Origin of the sequence: Streptococcus mitis (genome assembly GCF_000722695.1) — a bacterium.
Taxonomy (GTDB): domain Bacteria; phylum Bacillota; class Bacilli; order Lactobacillales; family Streptococcaceae; genus Streptococcus; species Streptococcus mitis_O.
Genome location: NZ_JPFU01000002.1, coordinates 1 through 19,567, shown reverse-complemented (window position 1 = coordinate 19,567; position 19,567 = coordinate 1). Strand labels below are relative to the sequence as shown.

The following is a 19,567-nucleotide window of genomic DNA, read 5'->3' as shown; positions in this document are numbered from 1 at the left end:
TATAAAAGACCTATCAGTTATTGTTGCTAAAAATGGTTCCAGAAAAACTATGGACATTAATAAAATACTGAGAGAAGATAATAAACTTATTCGAGAACAATAAAGTGCTATATTATATATACTATAGTTATAAAGATTCTATACTAAAAAGCAATACTCTTTTTATTAGTAAATTAAATATAATAGGCAATGGATTAAAGTAGAAGTGTCTTAATTTGAAATGCAGTTTAAATCGTATATGGACATTTAATTAATTTCTATATACGATTTAAATTAAACATTCATTAATGAAAGGTTTATGTTATGCAAAATAAAAAATATAAAAGAATTTTTTCATATGAGAAAATTTTTTTAGTTGCAACTCTGATTTTATTCATTCTTCTTATTCTTACAATATATAATTCAGAAAAATTTTGCTTTATTTTATAGTTTATATTTTTTGGTGTACTTTATAATTTGTACGATTATAGGAATAAAAACTTTAAGAAATGCTTATAAAAATGAACCATTTGGATTATTTATTTATTTTTTAGCTATATTTTTTATTATTTTTCCTACACTGCTTATTAGTACGGGAAGTGTTACAAATTTATCAGACTCAATTAAAACATTTTATACAATTGGGGTAGGAGTTGGTATAAACTATGTAATTGATAATATTTTTAAATTTGTAGAGGCTGAAACTGAAAATGAGAAAAAGAAGGAACTAACTAAAATAGGAGCGGTTACAAAATTACTATTTAATATCATATATATTTCTGAGTATGCTGCTGTAATTATACTAGAATAAAGTAATTTAAATTTTTTTACTCCACTTAATGATTATGTTTGGATTAAGAATTTGCCTTTTTGGATAAAGCTTATCATATTAACATTGATTTGTTTAATTATTCTTTCAGTATTTATGAGTATTTCAATTTCTCTAATAAAAAAAGAATTAGATATGAAAACGAAAAATCAAACTAAAATCCTTAAAGGAAAAATAGAGGATGAACTGTATCTTGTTTCAAAACTTGCAAGTACGATTAAAGAAAATAATAGTGATATTTTGAAAAATTTAGAGAATATTGAATCAAAATTACGTATAGAATTAGACAACTTTAATAATTTAGATTAAAAAATAATTGGTAAAAAGTTGTATAAAAGAGGCCAGACAAAAACTAGCTTCTAAATCACAACCAGCCATCTAACGGATGGTTTGTACTAGTGCTATAAGCCAAAATTACCAGCCAGCTCCCAAAGACGCTGGCTTTTCACATTGTTCAACACTTAAGCCGTGCTATAAGTCGTGTTCGTGCCCAAATCATAAATCAATTTGAGCGAAAATCCCATGAATACAAGGCTATCAAACGCTACTGGAAACTCATCCAACAAGATAGTCAGAAACTCAGCGATAAACCTTTTTATTACCCTACTTTTCGTATGCACTTGACGAATAAAGAAATCCTAGACAAGCTTTTGAGCTATTCAGAAGACTTGAAACACCACTATCATCTCTATCAACTCTTGCTTTTTCACTTTCAGAATAAAGAGTCTGAGAAATTTTCGGACTTATTGAGGACAATCTAAAGAAGGTTTATCCTCTTTTTAAGACTGTCTTTAAAACATTTCTAAAGGACAAAGAGAAAATCGTCAATGCCCTTCAGTTACCCTATTCTAATGCCAAATTAGAAGCGACCAATAATCTCATCAAACTTATCAAACGCAATGCCTTGGTTTTCGGAACTTTGAAAACTTCAAAAAACGGATTTTTATAGCTCTGAATATCAAAAAAGAAAGGACGAAATTTATCCTTTCTCGAGCTTAGCTTTTCTTCAACCCACTACAGTTGACAAAGAACCCAAAAAAACAGGAGATTTCTCTCCTGTTATGATTTAACTATTTAAAATTAAACCCATTCACCGTTTCCGTTTACAGTGTAACCATTTACAGTAGTATTTACTGCAAGGGCACCTGAACCGTCAACGTAGTACCATTTACCACCAACTTCAAACCATTGGTCAGCTTTCATAGCACCTGAGTTTTCAAGGTAATACCATTTACCACCGTCTTGCAACCAACCAGTTTGCATTACACCTGAACCGTTTAGGTAGTACCAAGTGTTACCATCTTTAACCCACCATTTTTGCATTACGCCTTCAGCGTTAAAGTGGTACCATGCACCATCAACTAATTGCCAACCAGTAGCTTTTTGACCTTTTGTATTGACAACATAACTCCATTGTCCTTTATCATCTTTAACCCAACCAACTTTTACTTGGCTTGGAACATCATTAGATGCAGTGATAGAATCAAGATTATATGTCAAACCATACTCAGCATAAGCTACTTTTGCTGCTTTTTCAGCTGCTTCAAATGCGACCTTAGCACTATCACGAGTTCCACGAGCTGTTCCTACTTCTGCAATAAGTTTTTCTTTTTCTGCTTCTTTTTCGTTAAGTTTGCGATCTAATCCTGCAACTGCACGACCATAACCAACAGCGTCATTAGATTGTTTTGCTTGAATTGCAGCAATACGAGCAGTAATTTCTGCTACTTCAACAATTGAAGCATCTTGTTTTGCAACAGATTCTTTGTAACGTTTTTCCGCAGTTGCAAGTTCTTTACCTGCATCTTTTGATTTCTTTTCAGCTTCTTTAAATCTATCTTCAAGTGCTTTTAATTTAGCAGGATCTTTTTGACCAGCTTGACGAGCACTTGTTAAATCCAAATCTGCTTCTGCTAACTCTTTATCAGCAGCTTTTTTCTCGTCTCCTTTTTGTTTAAGTACATCCTCAAGAGCCTTCACAGTTGTAGGTACTGTAACACCATTTTCATCTGTGTATTCAGCATATCCGTCAACAAACTTCTCAGCTACTTGCAAAGCTTTTTGTGAAGCATCTAGATATTTATCAAACTGAGTAAGATCGCCTTCAATATCTGCAATTGTTTTTGAAGCAAGATATAGTTTTGTCAACTCATCTTGAACTGCACGAAGACGTGCTTCTACAGTAGAATAAGCTTTTTCTGCTTCTTGAAACTTATTATAAGTCTCAAGAACTGCTCTATTTTTTGGTTGCAAAGCTGCTGTAATTTCTGCTGCTTTCTGAGCTGCCTTTTCTGCTACTTTTTTAGCTGCAGCATCAGCTTCAGCTTGTTGTTGTTTGTTGTAATCAACTGTATAATCCTCAGCTGAAACAGCTTGTACAGCACCAAATGCTGCGAGTGCGACTGCGCTTGTCAATAAAACTTTTTTCATCGTTTTATCTCCTTTGTTTTTCTTTAAAATATTTTTTCGTAAGACTATCTTACTACCATACAGTATATAAATATTTGCAGGATTTGTCAAGGGTTTTCTTCAATTTTTTAAACTTTTCAGCTATTTTTTCAAAAAAGGTTAAAAAAACACCTTTGTGAGATGAAATACCCTTCAAATACCGTGTCTTCCAAGTGAAAATCTCACAAATTTCTTAAACCCTGAGTCAAATCTCTCATATCTAATCCACATAGATAGTTAGACAGAACTCACTTCTATGGTATTATCCTATAACCCCTATCAAATGTCAAGCAAAAATGGCAAGTATTTTGGAATTAACTCGCCATTTCATTAACTTTCTACTATAACTAAGGTGTGAGCTCATAGCAATGACTCAAACTCAGCTACTGACATGCCCAATTGCTCACTCGCAACCTCAGGTGTTAGAAGACCTTGACGTACTAGATTTACTAAACCTACTTTTAATCCCTCTTCAATGCCTTCTTCTCGTCCTTGTTCACGACCCTCTGCACGACCACGTTCAAGGCCACGTTCTAATCCTCTTTCTTCAGCTTGTTCCAAGGCATAGTCCTGCGCTAACAAGGCTTGTTCTTCGCGTCTGCGTTGTTCACTAAACATTTTCCTGTCCTCCTCGGACCAGCTCTTGTAGTCTAGCAGTTGGTCTGCTTGGCTGATGGCTCGCTCAGGTTGCTGAGTAAAGGGCTTATTACCGAAAAACTCCAACCACGGCTTGCGAATACTATCTTTGCTGGTTTCTCTGTATTTTTTAGTTCTTATTTGCGATGCTCTTTCAATAGTTCTTCAAACTCAGCGACAGTCATTCTCAACTGCTGGCTAGCAACCTCTGAAGTCAGAAGGCCTTGACGAACGAGATTTACTAGACCTACTTTTAATCCCTCTTCGATCCCCTCTGCTCGTCCACGTTTCAGTCCTTGTTCCAGTCCTTGTTCAATCCCCTCAGCACGGCCACGTTCAAGGCCGCGCTCTAGACCTTGTTCAATACCACGTTCTAATCCTCTTTCTTCAGCTTGTTCCAAGGCATAGTCCTGTGCTAACAAGGCTTGTTCTTCGCGTCTGCGTTGTTCACTAAACATTTTCCTATCCTCCTCGGACCAGCTCTTGTAGTCTAGCAGTTGGTCTGCCTGGCTGATGGCTCGCTCAGGTTGCTGGGTAAAGGGTTTGTTCCCAAAAAACTCCAACCATGGCTTGCGAATGCTATCTTTGCTGGTTTCTCTGTATTTTTTTAGTTCCAAGAATGCCATCTTGACTAGATGGTTTTCTTGTCCATTATTTGTGATGGTTAAGGTTTCACCTGTCGTGTCTTCGCGCATACTAAAACTGTGAAAGGCTAAGTCATCTTGAAAATAATTACTGTCTACGATTGCGATAGCGTAAACAGGCGCGATATGCTTGTAACTCTGATGAGTATTACCCTCTTGCTGACGAATTTTTTCGAGGATTTGATTGACCTGACTGCACAGGTAAGCCCACAGGCGATTGATGAAAAAATTCTGATGATGCACTTGAATCTCAATGATTACTTGCGTTCCATTATCTAGTTCAGCTAAAACGTCTATACTGGTATAGAAATCCTGAGCTGAGTACGGCAGGGAAGGCAAGACATGAATGTTGCTTCCCTCCAAAATAGTCACATTTTTGGCTGGCAAGTCCAGCATATCGCGAATAAATTGACAAGTGATTTCTGGATTGCTGAAGATTTTTTTAGCAACCAAATCATTGGTCGGGCTGATGCCCGGATGACGTACAGTCATATTTCTTCTCCTTTCATTATAGCACATTTTTAAATCTAATTTTACTAGATTCACTGCTACTATCTATTTATTCGAAAAAGAGACGAAAAAACCTGAGAATTATCTCAGGCTTGGTCATTAAATCTTTTTCTCAATACTAAAAAGTGGAGAAAGCGGGCGTTTTTCATGGATACGCACGATAGCATCCCCTAATAGATGAGCGATTGAAATCTGCTCAATCTTATCAATCAAACGTTCTTCTGGAAGATAGATTGTATCCAAAACAACCAATTTCTTAATAGCTGATTTTTGGATATTGTCCATAGCAGGACCAGAAAGAACTGGGTGCGTACAGCTTGCATAGACTTCAACAGCACCAGCTTCTGCAAGGGCATCTGCCGCATGACAAATGGTTCCAGCCGTATCAATCATATCATCAATCAAGATACAAGTCTTGCCTTCAACCTTACCGATGATGTTCATGACTTCACTAGTATTCATCTTATCAACGCTACGACGTTTGTCAATGATAGCAATAGATGTTTTCAAAAATTCTGCCAACTTACGAGCACGAGTCACCCCTCCATGGTCTGGGCTGACAACCACATAGTCAGAACCAACCATGCCACGACGCTCAAAATAATCCGCAATCAGAGGAGCTCCCATCAAGTGATCCACAGGAATATCAAAGAATCCTTGAATCTGCGCAGCATGCAAGTCGATGGTCAATAAACGATCCACTCCAGCTACTTCAAGCATATTTGCGACAAGTTTTGAAGTGATTGGCTCACGCGCTCTCGCCTTTCTATCCTGACGTGCATACCCATAGTAAGGCATGACAACATTGACAGATTCTGCACTCGCACGCTTCAAAGCATCTACCATAATCAAAATTTCAAGCAGATTGTCATTTACAGGCGAACTAGTTGATTGTAGGATAAAGACGTGTTTCCCACGGATTGATTCTTCGATGTTGACCTGAATCTCTCCATCTGAAAATTGACGAACACTTGATTTTCCCAACTCTATCCCAATCTCCTGCGCTACACGTTTTGCCAATTCTTGATTAGAAGAAAGGGCAAACAGCTTTAAATCAGAAAAAGACATGATTTCCTCCGGTATATATGTATCGCTTGTGCTTTTCACAAGATTTTCCATTTACCATTGTAGCGCTTTTTGCACTATTTTTCAATCAAAAATAAAAGAAGGGCACCATATTTGTACCCTTGCATCATTCTTTTGAAAAATATTCTAGTTCATCAACTCATTATGCTTCTCAACAAAGCGACAAGCCTGATAAAAACCGTAAAGAGTAATAGCCGTAACTACTGGAATCGCTAATGGCAACTCTGTCTCCAACTCCACAAAAGGAGAGTTAAACAGGAAGTGAGTTCCCAAGGCTAAACCTAGGAAAACAAGCCCCTGTTTCTTGTAAACCTTCTGTCCTTTATAAGCTCTGTAAAGCAAGTAAACACCTACTACCGCCAGACCTGAAAAAGTCCAATGAGAGGCAATACCTGAGATGATACGCTCTAAAATTCTCGAAATAGTAAAGTCAAATCCCTCTGGCAAATCCGTACGAATATAACCAATATCCTCAATCATTTGGAATCCCAAACCAGAAGCAATCCCAAGTAAAAACAAAGATTTTAATTTTCGCACAGGAATCAAAGCTAAAACAAAGACAAGTGGCAACAATTTCAAGGGTTCTTCTACCAAAGGAGCCACAATCGCACTTTCAAAGGCATTTAAAAATGTACTATCTGGGAAAAGAACCCCCAGCAAATCATGGATATAGGTATTCGCAAAGCTAGACAACCAGCCTGAAAGGAACATCCCACCCAATAAAGGTAAGATCAAGGCATTCTTTGGCAATTCCCATTTTTTCCCAATACGGAAAAGGAAATAAAGAGCTGGAATCATGTAAAAGAGAGCTAGAAAGATAGAAACTCCCATTAGTCCATATTCCGCAGCTGACATCGAACCATCCGTATAGTAGATGGTTTCATACTGTAAACCAATACATAGCAATAAGATAAAAATAAATAAAATACTGTTTTTCTTCATACACTTTCTTTCTAAATGAAGTGTTTATAATTCTACGACTGTCATACTTCCTGTATCCACATCGTAAATAGCACCAGAGATAATGACATCATCTGGTATTAGGGGAGACTCGATAAGGAGTTGCATATCCTCACGTACACTCTCCTCTATATCTTGGAAGGGCAAGAAGTCCTGGTCTGACACATCGACACCTAGTTCCTCTTTTAAATACTCCTGAAAAGGACCATTTTCAAAAGTCTGAGCACCACAGTCTGTATGGTGCAATACCACAATCTCTCTTGTCCCCATTTGTTGCTGGGAAATAACCAGCGAACGAATCATGTCTTCTGTCACTCGACCACCTGCATTCCGCAAGATATGAGCATCCCCAAGTGCCAATCCCAAAGCTTGCGCAACGTGCAGACGAGAGTCCATACAGGTCACAATAGCCACTCTTGTTTTGGGTTTAAGTGGCAGATTTAACTGCCCATGTAGGGCAACATAAGCCTGATTGGCTTGCATAAACTGTTCAAAATACGACACGATTCCCTCCTCGAAAATTTGATAGTCAAATATTTCTCCTATCTTATCATTTTTAAGAGGATTTGTCACAGATTAAGCAAAAACCTTTTTCAAAACTTCCTGAATCGTTGTCACCCCAATAACCTGAATTTCTTTGGGCGGAGTGATTCCTGTCAAGGAATTTTTGGGTACATAAATCTTAGTAAAGCCCAGTTTAGCAGCTTCATTAATACGCTGCTCGATACGATTCACGCGCCGAATTTCTCCTGTCAATCCCAGTTCTCCCACAAAACATTCCTGAGGATTAGTTGGCTTGTCTTTATAGCTCGAAGCAATGGCAACAGCAACGGCTAAGTCAATTGCAGGTTCATCCAATTTTACACCCCCAGCAGATTTGAGGTAAGCATCCTGATTTTGGAGAAGCAATCCTGCCCGTTTCTCCAAAACAGCCATAATCAAGCTAGCACGATTGAAGTCAAGTCCTGTCGTAGTACGCTTGGCATTTCCAAACATGGTCGGCGTTACCAAAGCCTGAACCTCCGCCAAAATCGGACGCGTCCCTTCCATGGTCACAACAATTGACGAACCAGTCGCTCCATCCAAACGCTCTTCTAGGAAAACTTGACTCGGATTGAGTACCTCAACCAAGCCGCCCGACTGCATCTCAAAAATCCCAATTTCATTGGTAGAACCAAAACGGTTTTTGACCGCTCTTAAAATACGAAAGGTATGGTGGCGCTCCCCTTCAAAGTAAAGCACCGTATCCACCATATGCTCTAGCATACGAGGACCAGCCAAGGTTCCTTCCTTGGTCACATGACCTACGATAAAGATGGCAATGTTATTGGTCTTGGCCAGTTGCATAAGCTCAGCCGTCACCTCACGCACTTGAGAAACAGATCCCTGCACCCCTGAAATCTCAGGAGACATAATAGTCTGAATGGAGTCAATAATGAGGAAGTCTGGTTGGATGCGCTCCACCTCAGCTCTAACACTCTGCATATTGGTCTCTGCATAGAGATAAAACTCGCTATCAATATCTCCCAAGCGTTCCGCTCGCAACTTGATTTGCTGAGCAGACTCCTCCCCACTGACGTAGAGAACAGTCCCCACTTGAGACAACTGGGTTGAGACTTGTAGGAGAAGGGTTGATTTTCCAATCCCAGGATCCCCACCTATGAGGACGAGACTTCCTGGTACCACTCCTCCCCCAAGTACACGGTTGAATTCCTCCATCTCCGTCTTGGTTCGATTAACGTTGATTGAAGTCACCTCAGCTAGTTTCATGGGCTTGGTTTTCTCACCTGTTAAAGACACACGCGCATTTTTGACCTCGGCAACCTCAACCTCTTCTACAAAGGAAGACCAAGACCCACAGTTAGGACAACGTCCCAGATATTTAGGGGAATTATACCCACAATTTTGACATACAAATGTCGCTTTTTTCTTTGCGATGATAAACCTCTTTCTATATCTCTAACTCACACTCAATCACTTGGCAAAAATCAATCTTCTCATTTGGCACAAACTGGCGCATGAGCATTCGATGAGCAACAACTACCACAGTCTGATGTTCTCGATACTTAGACATACATTCTAGAAAACGAGACCTCATTTCCATAGCTGTCTCATATTGAATAGGACTATTAGGAAGTAACTCCCCATGATTTTCTAGAAATAGTCTTCTAGCCGTTTCAAAATTTTCTATTCCAGTTTCATAGACCTGCCATTCATGTAATAAAGGCTCCACTCTCAAAGGAAGTCCCGTAGCACAAACTACATAAGAAGCCGTTTCTAAAGCTCTTGTGACTGAAGAAGATATGATTATTTCAGCTGAAGGGAGTAAAAGATTGGTGCTCAGTTCCTGAGCTTGCTGCCGTCCCTTCTCAGACAAGGGCGCCAAATCTATCCCAAATCCCGTATAAGAACGCTCCTCTAACTCACGGTAATTTGGCTCCCCGTGACGGATAAAAATAATTTTCATATTAAGATCCCCATAAAACTATCCAATCTTGATTCCGCAATCTTGCCACTGCTTCAGTGTTTTAGAGAATTTCTTCTGGTTGGCAACTCCGACAGCAGACAAATCGACAGAAACCTGATAATTCTCCTTGGTAGCTGCCAAAACGGAAGCCTTAACACAACCATTGCCATCTACCCCTATAAACTCTATGCTTTTAGCACCCTTTTCCTCTAAAAAATCTTTTAAATCTGGATTAGTAAAGCAAGAAGCCCGACGCTTCTCAAAGATACGAGAAGATACAAGCAGCAAGCCGGTCGCAAATTTCTTCTTTCTGTCTTTTCTCCCCCGTCAAGGACACACGCGCATTCTTTACCTCGGCAACCTCAACCTCTTCTACAAAAGAAGACCAAGATCCACAGTTGGGACAACGCCCCAGATATTTAGGGGAATTATACCCACAATTTTGACATACAAATGTCGCTTTTTTCTTTGCGATGATAAACCTCTTTCTATATCTCTAACTCACACTCAATCACTTGGCAAAAATCAATCTTCTCATTTGGCACAAACTGGCGCATGAGCATTCCGTGAGTTACAATGATAATAGTTTTATAATTTTTATATTTTTCCAAAGCTCTTAAAAAACGATGACGCATCTCTAGATCAGTTTCATAGCGATAAGGAGAATCTTCAGATAAACCTCCTTGATGTTTTAGATAATATTCATGAGCTACCAATACACTAGTTAAATCAGAGTTAGTGCCATCTAAGTCTGGACGCCACTCATGAAAAAACGGCTCCACAAATAAGTCCAATCCTGTTTCAACTGCTATATAATGTGCTGTTTCTAAAGCCCTCGTCACAGACGATGAAATAATAATCTCTGCCTTTCCAAAACATGCAGTTTTAGCAACCTCTTTTGCCAGACTGCGACCTTTTCCTGTCAATGGTGCTAAATCACGACCAAAACCACTATAGAGTTGCGAATTTTCAAGTTTATCAAGCATACTATAATCTGGCTCCCCGTGACGTACAAAGATAATCTTCATCCTAGTGTCCTGTCGAACCAAAACCACCAGTCCGCACGCCGTCTGCCTCATCTCCATCTGCGATTAAAAATGGTGCAAAAACAGCCTGGACAACACGTTCCCCAACTTCGAGAATCACTTCTTGGTCTGTGATATTCTTCATCTGCGCAAAAATATGCCCTTCATTCCCAGGATTGCCATAATAATCCCCATCAATGACCCCAACTGAGTTGATTAACACCAAACCCTTCTTACGAGGGTTTGAAGAACGATCATAGAGGTAAAGAACCTCAGTCGGTTGCATATAAGCCTTAACCCCTGTCGGAACCAATACAATCTCTCCTGGAGCAATAACCGTACGCACAGCAACCTTTAAGTCGTAACCAGCCGCATGCGCCGTCTCACGCTTGGGCAATAAATTTTCATCTGTAAAACTCGAAACCAATTCAAAACCACGAATTTTCATATTCTTCTCTTTTCTATTATCATTTGTTCTAGATTATTCTATCTTATTTATTCGGAAAAAGCACGAAAAAAAGAGCACACAATTCAAATCGCTTAGGGCTGCTGGATTCCTCCCCTGACCCGCTTCACGCAGAACTGTTGCTCCACTATTAATTATATCACATTCCTATTCATTTTAAAAGTAAAATTATTTTTTCCGTCTATTTCTAAAAAAATCCTGCATAATAGCTGCGCATTCATCTTCCAAAATTCCCGTTTCAACCTCCACACGATGATTGAGACGCTCATCTGTCAAGATATCGTACAAACTCCCCGCAGCGCCGAATTTCTGGTTTTTAGCCCCATAGACCACGTTTGGAATACGGGCAAGCCCAATCGCCCCACTACACATGACACAAGGCTCAATAGTCACAAAAAGTGTGCAATCCAGCAAGCGCCAACTCTCCTCACTAAAGTTTGCATTCTCTATAGCCATAATCTCCGCGTGCATAACCGCTCGCTGTAATTCCTCACGCGCATTATGCCCACGACCAATGATTTCCCCGTCCTTGACAATTACACAACCGATTGGAATTTCATCGTGTTCCAAGGCAATCTCAGCTTCTCTCAAAGCCTCCCTCATAAAGACTTCTTTTTCTTCAAGCGTATAAACCATCTCTTTTCCCTTTTCCTACTTATCGATTTTATTATTATATCATGAATCCAAACACAAAAAAAGCCACCGAATGCGGTGACTCTATAGGGAGATTATTATGAAAAAGAAAAGTTTAGGATATTTGTTACAACAAGTTAGGAGGTCTTCTTGTAACTGTCTATAGTATACCCGACCTATCTTAAACAAATCTTAAAAATCTCTTACGACCAAACACTTTCTAAAATATTTGTTTGTTCACGACCAGGACCTACTGAGAAAGTAGAAATACGAACGCCAACCAATTCACTCACACGACGAACATAGTTACGCGCATTCTCAGGAAGATCTTCCAAATTACGAACTCCAGTGATGTCTTCTGACCAACCTGGCAACTCTTCATAGATAGGCTTACAACGTTTCAATTGCTCAAGACTAGCTGGATAGTAATCAATACGTTGACCATCCAGATCATAAGCCACACAGATTTTCACCGTATCCAAACCACTCAAAACATCGATAGAGTTCAATGAAAGGTTAGTAATACCAGAAACGCGACGGCTATGACGCATGACAACTGAATCAAACCAACCCACACGACGTGGACGACCAGTTGTTGTACCATATTCATGACCTACTTCACGGATACGTTCTCCTACTTCATCAAACAACTCAGTTGGGAAAGGACCGTCTCCTACACGACTCGTATAGGCTTTACATACACCTACAACCTTGTCAATCTTACTTGGACCAACACCTGAACCGATCGTCACACCACCAGCTACAGGGTTTGATGACGTAACGAATGGATAAGTACCTTGGTCGATATCTAGCATAACACCTTGTGCACCTTCAAAAAGTACACGTTTACCATTATCAAGCGCATCATTCAAAATGACAGATGTATCGGTCACATATTTTTTGATTTGTTGACCATATTCATAATACTCTTCAAAAATATCATCGAAAGCAATCGCTTTACTGTCATACAATTTTTCAAAGAGACGATTCTTCTCAGCAAGGTTACGTTCTAAACGCTCACGGAAAATATCTTTATCCAGAAGATCTGCGATACGAATTCCAACACGAGCAGCCTTGTCCATATAAGCTGGACCAATTCCCTTGATTGTAGTACCAATCTTATTGTCACCTTTAGCTTCTTCTTGCAAACGATCCAACTCGATATGGTAAGGCAAAATAACATGCGCGCGATCAGAAATACGCAAGTTATCAGTTGTAACCCCCTCCTCATGAAGATAGCTCAACTCTTTCACAAGAGATTTAGGATTTACAACCATACCATTCCCAATAACAGAGATTTTTTCAGGGAAGAAAATCCCAGAGGGAATCAAGTGCAACTTAAATTTCTTACCATCAATCACAATCGTGTGACCTGCATTATCACCACCTTGGTAACGTGCAATCACCTCTGCATTCGCTGAAAGGAAGTCTGTAATCTTCCCTTTACCTTCATCACCCCATTGGGTACCTACAACAACAACTGAAGTCATAATCTTGTCTGAGCCCTCAGGCTCTTCCTTTCTCACATACATGGCAGGAATCTCACCCACAATTATATCTTACAATTTATTATAAGAAAAAATCGCCTTTTTATCAAGAAGAAACAATAGAAAGATTTGCTATTTCCAACTATTAAAAAATAATTTAGAAAAATAACCAGCTATTTGTTATTATCTTTCCATAAAAAAGTAGATTTGTTCGGAAATTTAATCAAACTGTCTCAACAAGAAATAAAACCCCGATTCATTATCATCTTTTCAAGATACAAACGATAAGCAACACGATAATGGTAAACAATAAAATCCCTACGACACCCAATGCCATATCTAACTAAATAATAAATCAAAAATTTAAAATGAAAATGTTCCCATTCCCAACTATTATCAAAGAAAGTAGCATACTCTTCTTCGATACTGTCATAGAAATCAGTCATCTGATCATAAATACTTTGTAGCATAAGCATACACTCCTTTACTTTTTATGACCTTATTCTAACAAAAAATTATAATTAATCATTAATAATTCCTGAATTGTACAAATACCAACCTCAACAAGATAAAAAATAAGAAAAATTGACAGAATAGAATAAATACCTTATATCAAAAACAAACTATTAAATCCCTAAAAATAAATAAATTCCTATAAATGATTGACAAAATTATCCTACTCTATTTCAATAGTAATAAATATTTCTCGAGAGTTCTTCAACGAACTTGAGTCAGAACTATGAAGTGATTGAATAGAAATGAAGCACCATAATAATTAAGAAAAAGACAAGGCTCTATAATATTTGTAGTGGGTAAATCCCCTATAGATATTATGAAGCCTATTTTTGTGTAAAAAAAGTCCCATATGACCTATAATGAAAAGCCACCAAATCATCATTACAAAGAATCATATGGAACAATTACACTTTATCACAAAATTACTTGACATTAAAGACAAGAACATCATAATATTGGACTATCTGGATGCTGGAACGCATAAAGAAATTATCGCTAAGCTAGATTATCCTGCACCTAAATCTCACAACTGTCATGGACAAATGGCTAAATATGACTTCCAAAAACCTTCTAAAATTCCTTACCTCGAAACGACTGATATGCTTACCAGAATCCTCCTTAGAAAGCGTCGATTCAAGTGCTATCATTGTTCTAAAATGATGGTAGCAGAGACCTATCTCGTCAAGAAAAATATCACTTGTCATTAGGTGCGAGACAGATTATTAATTACAAAACAAAAAGAGGTCGAAACCTCCTTTAATTAACTACTCCGCCAGTAGGACTCGAACCTACGACATCATGATTAACAGTCATGCGCTACTACCAACTGAGCTATGGCGGAATAAAGCTAAGCGACTTCCATATCTCACAGGGGGCAACCCCCAACTACTTCCGGCGTTCTAGGGCTTAACTTCTGTGTTCGGCATGGGTACAGGTGTATCTCCTAGGCTATCGTCACTTAACTCTGAGTAATACCTACTCAAAATTGAATATCTATTCAAATCAAGAAAACCATACGCTTTCATATTCTCAGTTACTTTGGATAAGTCCTCGAGCTATTAGTATTAGTCCGCTACATGTGTCGCCACACTTCCACTTCTAACCTATCTACCTGATCATCTCTCAGGGCTCTTACTGATATAAAATCATGGGAAATCTCATCTTGAGGTGGGTTTCACACTTAGATGCTTTCAGCGTTTATCCCTTCCCTACATAGCTACCCAGCGATGCCTTTGGCAAGACAACTGGTACACCAGCGGTAAGTCCACTCTGGTCCTCTCGTACTAGGAGCAGATCCTCTCAAATTTCCTACGCCCGCGACGGATAGGGACCGAACTGTCTCACGACGTTCTGAACCCAGCTCGCGTGCCGCTTTAATGGGCGAACAGCCCAACCCTTGGGACCGACTACAGCCCCAGGATGCGACGAGCCGACATCGAGGTGCCAAACCTCCCCGTCGATGTGAACTCTTGGGGGAGATAAGCCTGTTATCCCCAGGGTAGCTTTTATCCGTTGAGCGATGGCCCTTCCATACGGAACCACCGGATCACTAAGCCCGACTTTCGTCCCTGCTCGAGTTGTAGCTCTCGCAGTCAAGCTCCCTTATACCTTTACACTCTGCGAATGATTTCCAACCATTCTGAGGGAACCTTTGGGCGCCTCCGTTACCTTTTAGGAGGCGACCGCCCCAGTCAAACTGCCCGTCAGACACTGTCTCCGATAGGGATCACCTATCTGGGTTAGAGTGGCCATAACACAAGGGTAGTATCCCAACAACGTCTCCTTCGAAACTGGCGTCCCGATCTCGTAGACTCCTACCTATCCTGTACATGTGGTACAGACACTCAATATCAAACTGCAGTAAAGCTCCATGGGGTCTTTCCGTCCTGTCGCGGGTAACCTGCATCTTCACAGGTACTAAAATTTCACCGAGTCTCTCGTTGAGACAGTGCCCAAATCATTACGCCTTTCGTGCGGGTCGGAACTTACCCGACAAGGAATTTCGCTACCTTAGGACCGTTATAGTTACGGCCGCCGTTTACTGGGGCTTCAATTCATACCTTCGCTTGCGCTAAGCACTCCTCTTAACCTTCCAGCACCGGGCAGGCGTCACCCCCTATACATCATCTTACGATTTAGCAGAGAGCTGTGTTTTTGATAAACAGTTGCTTGGGCCTATTCACTGCGGCTGACTTAAAGTCAGCACCCCTTCTCCCGAAGTTACGGGGTCATTTTGCCGAGTTCCTTAACGAGAGTTCTCTCGCTCACCTGAGGCTACTCGCCTCGACTACCTGTGTCGGTTTGCGGTACGGGTAGAGTATGTTTAAACGCTAGAAGCTTTTCTTGGCAGTGTGACGTCACTAACTTCGCTACTAAACTTCGCTCCCCATCACAGCTCAATGTTACAGAACTAAGCATTTAACTCAGTTCACACCTCACTGCTTAGACAGACACTTCCAATCGTCTGCTTTAGTTAGCCTACTGCGTCCCTCCATCACTACATACTCTAGTACAGGAATATCAACCTGTTGTCCATCGGATACACCTTTCGGTCTCTCCTTAGGTCCCGACTAACCCAGGGCGGACGAGCCTTCCCCTGGAAACCTTAGTCTTACGGTGGACAGGATTCTCACCTGTCTTTCGCTACTCATACCGGCATTCTCACTTCTATGCGTTCCAGCACTCCTCACGGTACACCTTCTTCACACATAGAACGCTCTCCTACCATACCTATAAAGGTATCCACAGCTTCGGTAAATTGTTTTAGCCCCGGTACATTTTCGGCGCAGGGTCACTCGACTAGTGAGCTATTACGCACTCTTTGAATGAATAGCTGCTTCTAAGCTAACATCCTAGTTGTCTGTGCAACCCCACATCCTTTTCCACTTAACAATTATTTTGGGACCTTAGCTGGTGGTCTGGGCTGTTTCCCTTTCGACTACGGATCTTAGCACTCGCAGTCTGACTGCCGACCATAATTCATTGGCATTCGGAGTTTATCTGAGATTGGTAATCCGGGATGGACCCCTCACCCAAACAGTGCTCTACATCCAAGAATCTTTATGTCGACGCTAGCCCTAAAGCTATTTCGGAGAGAACCAGCTATCTCCAAGTTCGTTTGGAATTTCTCCGCTACCCACAAGTCATCCAAGCACTTTTCAACGTGCCCTGGTTCGGTCCTCCAGTGCGTCTTACCGCACCTTCAACCTGCTCATGGGTAGGTCACATGGTTTCGGGTCTACGTCATGATACTAAGGCGCCCTATTCAGACTCGGTTTCCCTACGGCTCCGTCTCTTCAACTTAACCTCGCATCATAACGTAACTCGCCGGTTCATTCTACAAAAGGCACGCTCTCACCCATTAACGGGCTCGAACTTGTTGTAGGCACACGGTTTCAGGTTCTATTTCACTCCCCTTCCGGGGTGCTTTTCACCTTTCCCTCACGGTACTGGTTCACTATCGGTCACTAGGGAGTATTTAGGGTTGGGAGATGGTCCTCCCAGATTCCGACGGGATTTCGCGTGTCCCGCCGTACTCAGGATATTGCTAGGTACAAAGACTATTTTAAATACGAGGCTATTACTCTCTTTGGCTGATCTTCCCAAATCATTCTTCTATAATCTTTGAGTCCACATTGCAGTCCTACAACCCCGAAGAGTAAACTCTTCGGTTTGCCCTTCTGCCGTTTCGCTCGCCGCTACTAAGGCAATCGCTTTTGCTTTCTCTTCCTGCAGCTACTTAGATGTTTCAGTTCACTGCGTCTTCCTCCTCACATCCTTAACAGATGCGGGTAACAGGTAGTACCTGTTGGGTTCCCCCATTCGGAAATCCCTGGATCATCGCTTACTTACAGCTACCCAAGGCATATCGTCGTTTGTCACGTCCTTCTTCGGCTCCTAGTGCCAAGGCATCCACCGTGCGCCCTTATTAACTTAACCTTATTTTTGACCTTTCAGTCATAAACTCTTATTAATACTACAGCGTTTCGGTTTATTTTCTTGTTACTATTTGATATAGATATTCAATTTTCAATGTGCATTACTTGATGATTCTCTCACCAATGGAGCCTAGCGGGATCGAACCGCTGACCTCCTGCGTGCAAAGCAGGCGCTCTCCCAGCTGAGCTAAGGCCCCACAAGACCTCTCAAGACTAAACAAGACCAATGCGCAGTTCCTTATCCTTAGAAAGGAGGTGATCCAGCCGCACCTTCCGATACGGCTACCTTGTTACGACTTCACCCCAATCATCTATCCCACCTTAGGCGGCTGGCTCCTTACGGTTACCTCACCGACTTCGGGTGTTACAAACTCTCGTGGTGTGACGGGCGGTGTGTACAAGGCCCGGGAACGTATTCACCGCGGCGTGCTGATCCGCGATTACTAGCGATTCCGACTTCATGTAGGCGAGTTGCAGCCTACAATCCGAACTGAGACTGGCTTTAAGAGATTAGCTTGCCGTCACCGGCTTGCGACTCGTTGTACCAGCCATTGTAGCACGTGTGTAGCCCAGGTCATAAGGGGCATGATGATTTGACGTCATCCCCACCTTCCTCCGGTTTATTACCGGCAGTCTCGCTAGAGTGCCCAACTGAATGATGGCAACTAACAATAGGGGTTGCGCTCGTTGCGGGACTTAACCCAACATCTCACGACACGAGCTGACGACAACCATGCACCACCTGTCACCTCTGTCCCGAAGGAAAGCTCTATCTCTAGAGCGGTCAGAGGGATGTCAAGACCTGGTAAGGTTCTTCGCGTTGCTTCGAATTAAACCACATGCTCCACCGCTTGTGCGGGCCCCCGTCAATTCCTTTGAGTTTCAACCTTGCGGTCGTACTCCCCAGGCGGAGTGCTTAATGCGTTAGCTACGGCACTAAACCCCGGAAAGGGTCTAACACCTAGCACTCATCGTTTACGGCGTGGACTACCAGGGTATCTAATCCTGTTTGCTCCCCACGCTTTCGAGCCTCAGCGTCAGTTACAAGCCAGAGAGCCGCTTTCGCCACCGGTGTTCCTCCATATATCTACGCATTTCACCGCTACACATGGAATTCCACTCTCCCCTCTTGCACTCAAGTTAAACAGTTTCCAAAGCGTACTATGGTTAAGCCACAGCCTTTAACTTCAGACTTATCTAACCGCCTGCGCTCGCTTTACGCCCAATAAATCCGGACAACGCTCGGGACCTACGTATTACCGCGGCTGCTGGCACGTAGTTAGCCGTCCCTTTCTGGTAAGATACCGTCACAGTGTGAACTTTCCACTCTCACACTCGTTCTTCTCTTACAACAGAGCTTTACGATCCGAAAACCTTCTTCACTCACGCGGCGTTGCTCGGTCAGACTTCCGTCCATTGCCGAAGATTCCCTACTGCTGCCTCCCGTAGGAGTCTGGGCCGTGTCTCAGTCCCAGTGTGGCCGATCACCCTCTCAGGTCGGCTATGTATCGTCGCCTTGGTGAGCCGTTACCCCACCAACTAGCTAATACAACGCAGGTCCATCTGGTAGTGATGCAATTGCACCTTTCAAACAGTTGTCATGCAACAACTGCTATTATGCGGTATTAGCTATCGTTTCCAATAGTTATCCCCCGCTACCAGGCAGGTTACCTACGCGTTACTCACCCGTTCGCAACTCATCCAGAAGAGCAAGCTCCTCCTTCAGCGTTCTACTTGCATGTATTAGGCACGCCGCCAGCGTTCGTCCTGAGCCAGGATCAAACTCTCATTAAAAGTTTGAGTTCTCACTCATTTCTGTCACTGACAGATTTATTGTTTTTTCATTGTTCAGTACTACAACAATTGTTGTAGCGCCCTGCACATTGGTTCGTCTTGTTCAGTTTTCAAAGGTCTTTGTCACTCGCTTCTCTCAAGTGACAACT

14 protein-coding genes, 2 tRNA genes, 3 rRNA genes, 1 other RNA gene and 5 pseudogenes are annotated in these 19,567 nt (G+C 41.4%); 4 read left to right on the top strand and 21 right to left on the bottom strand.

From position 1 onward, the window contains the following. Window positions 1-442 precede the first annotated feature (442 nt). The 3 genes and pseudogenes from SK629_RS00235 to SK629_RS00230 all read left to right on the top strand — a co-directional run. Complete coding sequence (locus SK629_RS00235; RefSeq protein ID WP_042900070.1) at window positions 443-790, top strand: hypothetical protein; 348 nt, start codon at window positions 443-445, stop codon at window positions 788-790. A 153-nt stretch (window positions 791-943) separates the two neighbouring features. Then, window positions 944-1,117 carry a hypothetical protein gene (locus SK629_RS12305; protein WP_160165274.1) on the top strand — a complete coding sequence of 58 codons (174 nt, stop codon included), beginning with the start codon at window positions 944-946 and terminating at the stop codon, window positions 1,115-1,117. A 134-nt stretch (window positions 1,118-1,251) separates the two neighbouring features. Beyond that, window positions 1,252-1,807 (top strand): annotated as a pseudogene (locus SK629_RS00230) (transposase); the annotation flags it as partial. Window positions 1,808-1,888: 81 nt separating this feature from the next. On the opposite strand, the gene SK629_RS12890 reads toward SK629_RS00230, so the two are convergent. The 16 genes and pseudogenes from SK629_RS12890 to comW all read right to left on the bottom strand — a co-directional run bounded on the left by SK629_RS12890 (window position 1,889) and on the right by comW (window position 13,640). Continuing rightward, entirely contained in the window at window positions 1,889-3,238 is a 1,350-nt protein-coding gene (locus tag SK629_RS12890) for a hypothetical protein (RefSeq protein WP_275450952.1), read from the bottom strand. A 378-nt stretch (window positions 3,239-3,616) separates the two neighbouring features. Further along, window positions 3,617-4,033: pseudogene (locus SK629_RS12910) on the bottom strand (flagellar assembly protein H domain protein); the annotation flags it as partial. Next, the gene (locus SK629_RS00215) at window positions 4,030-5,028 is read right to left on the bottom strand and encodes an Rpn family recombination-promoting nuclease/putative transposase (RefSeq protein ID WP_042900067.1); all 999 of its coding nucleotides are present in this window, start codon (window positions 5,026-5,028) and stop codon (window positions 4,030-4,032) included. The gene SK629_RS00215 and the pseudogene SK629_RS12910, both read right to left, overlap by 4 nt. Window positions 5,029-5,145: 117 nt before the next feature. Continuing rightward, window positions 5,146-6,114 carry a ribose-phosphate diphosphokinase gene (locus SK629_RS00210; protein WP_033682853.1) on the bottom strand — a complete coding sequence of 323 codons (969 nt, stop codon included), beginning with the start codon at window positions 6,112-6,114 and terminating at the stop codon, window positions 5,146-5,148. Window positions 6,115-6,258: 144 nt separating this feature from the next. Then, window positions 6,259-7,074 carry a PrsW family intramembrane metalloprotease gene (locus tag SK629_RS00205; RefSeq protein ID WP_042900066.1) on the bottom strand — a complete coding sequence of 272 codons (816 nt, stop codon included), beginning with the start codon at window positions 7,072-7,074 and terminating at the stop codon, window positions 6,259-6,261. Window positions 7,075-7,098: 24 nt separating this feature from the next. Beyond that, on the bottom strand, window positions 7,099-7,596 hold the full coding sequence (locus tag SK629_RS00200; protein ID WP_004237611.1) for a beta-class carbonic anhydrase: 498 nt from the start codon (window positions 7,594-7,596) through the stop codon (window positions 7,099-7,101). A gap of 72 nt (window positions 7,597-7,668) precedes the next feature. Next, on the bottom strand, window positions 7,669-9,033 hold the full coding sequence (radA, locus tag SK629_RS00195) for a DNA repair protein RadA (protein ID WP_135783528.1): 1,365 nt from the start codon (window positions 9,031-9,033) through the stop codon (window positions 7,669-7,671). 10 nt (window positions 9,034-9,043) lie between these two features. Beyond that, entirely contained in the window at window positions 9,044-9,559 is a 516-nt protein-coding gene (locus SK629_RS00190; RefSeq protein WP_042900065.1) for a histidine phosphatase family protein, read from the bottom strand. Between the two features lie 18 nt (window positions 9,560-9,577). Next, window positions 9,578-9,880: pseudogene (locus SK629_RS00185) on the bottom strand (isochorismatase family protein); the annotation flags it as partial. Then, window positions 9,876-10,037, bottom strand: a pseudogene (locus tag SK629_RS11915) (DNA repair protein RadA); the annotation flags it as partial. The pseudogenes SK629_RS00185 and SK629_RS11915, both read right to left, overlap by 5 nt. Before the next feature lie 10 nt (window positions 10,038-10,047). Then, a complete protein-coding gene (locus SK629_RS00180) occupies window positions 10,048-10,587 on the bottom strand; it encodes a histidine phosphatase family protein (protein WP_042900064.1) in 540 nt (179 codons plus the stop codon). Window position 10,588: 1 nt separating this feature from the next. Continuing rightward, window positions 10,589-11,032 (bottom strand): dUTP diphosphatase, encoded by a 444-nt coding sequence (locus SK629_RS00175; RefSeq protein ID WP_000701984.1) that lies wholly within the window; start codon window positions 11,030-11,032, stop codon window positions 10,589-10,591. A gap of 55 nt (window positions 11,033-11,087) precedes the next feature. Then, an RNA gene (gene ffs / locus SK629_RS11050) (signal recognition particle sRNA small type) lies at window positions 11,088-11,186 on the bottom strand. A 32-nt stretch (window positions 11,187-11,218) separates the two neighbouring features. Continuing rightward, window positions 11,219-11,686 (bottom strand): tRNA adenosine(34) deaminase TadA, encoded by a 468-nt coding sequence (tadA, locus tag SK629_RS00170; RefSeq protein ID WP_042900062.1) that lies wholly within the window; start codon window positions 11,684-11,686, stop codon window positions 11,219-11,221. A gap of 200 nt (window positions 11,687-11,886) precedes the next feature. Then, window positions 11,887-13,173 carry an adenylosuccinate synthase gene (locus SK629_RS00165; protein WP_001832534.1) on the bottom strand — a complete coding sequence of 429 codons (1,287 nt, stop codon included), beginning with the start codon at window positions 13,171-13,173 and terminating at the stop codon, window positions 11,887-11,889. A 230-nt stretch (window positions 13,174-13,403) separates the two neighbouring features. Next, on the bottom strand, window positions 13,404-13,640 hold the full coding sequence (gene comW, locus SK629_RS00160) for a sigma(X)-activator ComW (protein WP_042900061.1): 237 nt from the start codon (window positions 13,638-13,640) through the stop codon (window positions 13,404-13,406). A 441-nt stretch (window positions 13,641-14,081) separates the two neighbouring features. On the opposite strand from comW, the pseudogene SK629_RS00155 reads away from it, so the two are divergent. Next, window positions 14,082-14,378, top strand: a pseudogene (locus SK629_RS00155) (transposase family protein); the annotation flags it as partial. A gap of 75 nt (window positions 14,379-14,453) precedes the next feature. Here the strand turns inward: SK629_RS00155 and SK629_RS00150 are convergent. The 5 genes from SK629_RS00150 to SK629_RS00130 form a co-directional block, all read right to left on the bottom strand. After that, window positions 14,454-14,527, bottom strand: a tRNA-Asn gene (locus SK629_RS00150). Window positions 14,528-14,532: 5 nt separating this feature from the next. Beyond that, window positions 14,533-14,648 (bottom strand): 5S ribosomal RNA (gene rrf / locus SK629_RS00145). A gap of 76 nt (window positions 14,649-14,724) precedes the next feature. Then, window positions 14,725-17,625, bottom strand: a 23S ribosomal RNA gene (locus SK629_RS00140). A gap of 123 nt (window positions 17,626-17,748) precedes the next feature. Further along, window positions 17,749-17,821: transfer RNA gene (locus SK629_RS00135), tRNA-Ala, on the bottom strand. Window positions 17,822-17,872: 51 nt separating this feature from the next. After that, a 16S ribosomal RNA gene (locus tag SK629_RS00130) occupies window positions 17,873-19,418 on the bottom strand. Together the 16S, 23S and 5S rRNA genes with 2 tRNA genes alongside form the textbook arrangement of a ribosomal RNA operon. Window positions 19,419-19,567 lie beyond the last annotated feature (149 nt).

Excerpts from the sequence above, each read along its gene's own strand:
- SK629_RS12305 (WP_160165274.1), top strand. The coding sequence starts at position 944 with ATGAAAACGAAAAATCAAACTAAAATCCTTAAAGGAAAAATAGAGGAT.
- SK629_RS12890 (WP_275450952.1), bottom strand. The coding sequence starts at position 3,238 with ATGAAAAAAGTTTTATTGACAAGCGCAGTCGCACTCGCAGCATTTGGT.
- SK629_RS00215 (WP_042900067.1), bottom strand. The coding sequence starts at position 5,028 with ATGACTGTACGTCATCCGGGCATCAGCCCGACCAATGATTTGGTTGCT.
- SK629_RS00210 (WP_033682853.1), bottom strand. The coding sequence starts at position 6,114 with ATGTCTTTTTCTGATTTAAAGCTGTTTGCCCTTTCTTCTAATCAAGAA.
- SK629_RS00205 (WP_042900066.1), bottom strand. The coding sequence starts at position 7,074 with ATGAAGAAAAACAGTATTTTATTTATTTTTATCTTATTGCTATGTATT.
- SK629_RS00190 (WP_042900065.1), bottom strand. The coding sequence starts at position 9,559 with ATGAAAATTATTTTTATCCGTCACGGGGAGCCAAATTACCGTGAGTTA.
- SK629_RS00180 (WP_042900064.1), bottom strand. The coding sequence starts at position 10,587 with ATGAAGATTATCTTTGTACGTCACGGGGAGCCAGATTATAGTATGCTT.
- SK629_RS00175 (WP_000701984.1), bottom strand. The coding sequence starts at position 11,032 with ATGAAAATTCGTGGTTTTGAATTGGTTTCGAGTTTTACAGATGAAAAT.
- tadA (WP_042900062.1), bottom strand. The coding sequence starts at position 11,686 with ATGGTTTATACGCTTGAAGAAAAAGAAGTCTTTATGAGGGAGGCTTTG.
- SK629_RS00165 (WP_001832534.1), bottom strand. The coding sequence starts at position 13,173 with ATGACTTCAGTTGTTGTTGTAGGTACCCAATGGGGTGATGAAGGTAAA.
- comW (WP_042900061.1), bottom strand. The coding sequence starts at position 13,640 with ATGCTACAAAGTATTTATGATCAGATGACTGATTTCTATGACAGTATC.